Here is a 210-nt window from a genome sequence, read left to right as displayed (position 1 = left end):
AATATGTAGGTCTAGAGCCAATTGTATACGTAATAATTTCGCCATTAAATAAGTCTAAAACAGGCGATAAATAAAGCTTTTCACCAATTAACTTAAACTCCGTAATATCTGTTACCCATTTCTCATTAGGCGCTTTTGCTGTAAAATTGCGATCTAAAATGTTAGGCGCAATTTTACCAACTGTCCCTTTATATGACTTATATTTTTTCA

1 protein-coding gene is annotated in these 210 nt (G+C 31.9%); it reads right to left on the bottom strand.

Annotation, left to right across the window (positions count from 1 at the left end; translation table 11 throughout):
- On the bottom strand, window positions 1-210 hold a 210-nt coding region (locus tag CD31_RS00020), incomplete at both ends, for an IS3 family transposase (RefSeq protein WP_036074714.1).

This window comes from Lysinibacillus boronitolerans JCM 21713 = 10a = NBRC 103108 (genome assembly GCF_000772935.1).
GTDB classification, from domain to species: domain Bacteria; phylum Bacillota; class Bacilli; order Bacillales_A; family Planococcaceae; genus Lysinibacillus; species Lysinibacillus boronitolerans.
The sequence above is the reverse complement of the archived record's forward strand: the minus strand, read 5'-3'. Positions and strand labels throughout refer to the sequence as shown.